General features: G+C 44.7%; 4 protein-coding genes. All 4 read right to left on the minus strand.

The window, feature by feature from the left end; genetic code table 11:
* Positions 1–149: 149 nt before the first annotated feature.
* Positions 150–368, minus strand: a complete 219-nt coding sequence (gene infA, locus B3M51_RS00940; RefSeq protein ID WP_009726411.1) for a translation initiation factor IF-1 — start codon at positions 366–368, stop codon at positions 150–152.
* Positions 369–416: 48 nt separating this feature from the next.
* Positions 417–1130 (minus strand): arginyltransferase, encoded by a 714-nt coding sequence (locus B3M51_RS00945; RefSeq protein WP_292756217.1) that lies wholly within the window; start codon positions 1128–1130, stop codon positions 417–419.
* Positions 1120–1845 carry a leucyl/phenylalanyl-tRNA--protein transferase gene (aat, locus tag B3M51_RS00950; protein WP_292756219.1) on the minus strand — a complete coding sequence of 242 codons (726 nt, stop codon included), beginning with the start codon at positions 1843–1845 and terminating at the stop codon, positions 1120–1122. Before aat ends, B3M51_RS00945 begins: the two co-directional genes overlap by 11 nt.
* The coding region (locus B3M51_RS00955) for an EAL and HDOD domain-containing protein (RefSeq protein ID WP_292756221.1) at positions 1845–2327 on the minus strand (483 nt) is incomplete at its 5' end. The genes aat and B3M51_RS00955, both read right to left, overlap by 1 nt.

Genomic DNA, 2327 nt, shown 5'->3' on the forward strand with positions numbered 1-2327 from the left:
TATCCTGGACATTTCTGACCCTCAGTATACCTGCCTGGACGTTGCTGACCTTTGTGGGGATGTTAGGTTTGGCAATTGCAGCTGCCTGGCGACAGCATTAAAAACGGAATTTAACAACAACTAGTGACAGCAGTTGTTACTTTTAGCGGTTAGCGAGCGCGATAAACGATGCGGCCTTTGCTTAAATCGTACGGGGTCAGCTGCACAGTCACTTTATCACCGGTCAGAATGCGGATGTAGTTTTTACGCATTTTTCCCGAAATATGTGCTGTTACAACATGACCATTTTCCAGTTCAACCCGGAAAGTGGTATTGGGCATGGTGTCAATGACAGTGCCTTCGAATTCAATATGATCTTCTTTTGCCATACAGGTCTGATTTTGCCTAACTATTAAAAGATCCATTTTGCCGTAATATTACTGATTATTCAAAGCTTTTTTATCAAAGTCGCGCCATTGGCCATCAAATTGCTGTAATGCAGAGAAATGACTCTTGTATCGCATTTTAGGGCTATCACCAATCCAGTAGCCTAAATACAACCAGGATAAATTCTGTTGTTGCGCTAATTCAATCTGTTTGAGAATAGCAAAGGTACCCAAACTTCTGTCCGAATATTCCGGGTCAAAAAACGTGTAGAACGCTGAAGCAGCGTCGTTTACAAAATCGGTAATCGCAACAGCCAGCAGTTTGTCCGCCGTTCTGAATTCTATAAATGCCGTATCACTCCAGCTGCTGGTGAGAAATTGCAGGTAGGTTTCTTTGCTTGGATTATCCATTCCTCCACCGGCATGGCGATGCGCCAGGTAGCGTTGATAAAGATCATAGTGTTCATCATCAAAAACAGCTGGACGGATGCTTAGAGTGACGTCATCATTTTTTTTCAGGCAGCGTCGTTGGCTGCGGTTAGGACGGAAATGGTTAACCGATATTCTTACCGGAACACAGGCATTACATGCCTGACAAAATGGACGATAAACATGTTCTCCACTACGGCGGAATCCATGCTGAATCAATTGACCGTATAAGGCATTAGTCAGCGGCCGCATTGGATCGGGATAAATGTTTCTCGCCTGTCTGTCTTCAAGATATGAGCAGGCATGGGGACGATCCTGATAAAAATCAAGGCTCATAGGAAAAAGGAGGTGTCGTGGTTTGCCAATAGCCAGTCTGGCCTGGCAGTGCGCAAAGTTTTTGTACTTGTTGCACAAAAATTTCTCTTGGCAGGGTGACGGCGCCAAGACGCGATAGGTGTTCGGAATACACCTGGCAATCAACCAAAGGATAACCCCATTGTTTTAGCTGCTGAGACAAGGCTACTAAAGCAATTTTTGAGGCATTGGTTTTAAAGCTGAACATGGATTCACCAAAAAACATCTTACCAATCGCGACACCATAAACTCCCCCAACAAGCTGTCCCTGCTGCCAGCATTCCACACTGTGAGCATATCCTGCCTGGTGCAGTTCCATATAAGCTGAAATCATTTCATTATGGATCCAGGTTTCATGTTGCTCAACAGGCAATTTTAATAATCTGGGTGCAGCACAGGCCTGCATGACCTCCTTAAAATTCTGATCAAATGTAATATCGAATGGTTTTTGCCGTAATGCTTTTTTTAAGCTTTTGCTGATATGCATTTTATCAGTATGAAACACCATTCGCGGATCAGGACTCCACCATAAAATCGGATCGTATGCGTTAAACCAGGGGAAAATACCATGACGATAAGCATTAAGAAGGCGGGTGATGGATAAATCTCCGCCAGCCGCTAGCAAACCATGGGATGTCGCCTGATTAACGGGTGGAAAAGGGCTGTCCTCGGGAGTTCCTAACCAGCTTATAGCCATTAATCGTTTAACTGGAGATTTAACTCTTTAGCCCAGTAAAGTGCATCCAGATAAGCCGCTAATAATGCATCAGCACTCACTACTGAATAATCAATTGCCGACCAGTTACCGCGCTCATAATTCAGTACCAGATTCAAAGCACTGCCTGCCGGCCCTTCTTTATGTAAAAGCGCTGAATGCAGTTCTTCGCTTAATGGCAGGTCCTGTAACAGCACTTCGAGCGGTTTATCCATTAAAGCATCGAGAGTGGAAAACAAACCCGCGGCGAAAAATACGTCAGCATGGCCTTTATAATGTTTCGCTAGTAATTCACACATCCGCCCTCTAATCATCGCAATGGTGCGAAGTTCATTGGGTTTATCATCAAGTCCGGAGAGGCATAACAGACTTGCCCAGGTTTTAATTTTGTTCTGACCCAGCATCACGATAGCCTGCCGGGTACTGCCAACCTCACGCGGGAGGCCAAAAAAAGCTGAGTTAAT

Source organism: Methylophaga sp. UBA2689 (assembly GCA_002354555.1).
Taxonomy (GTDB): domain Bacteria; phylum Pseudomonadota; class Gammaproteobacteria; order Nitrosococcales; family Methylophagaceae; genus Methylophaga.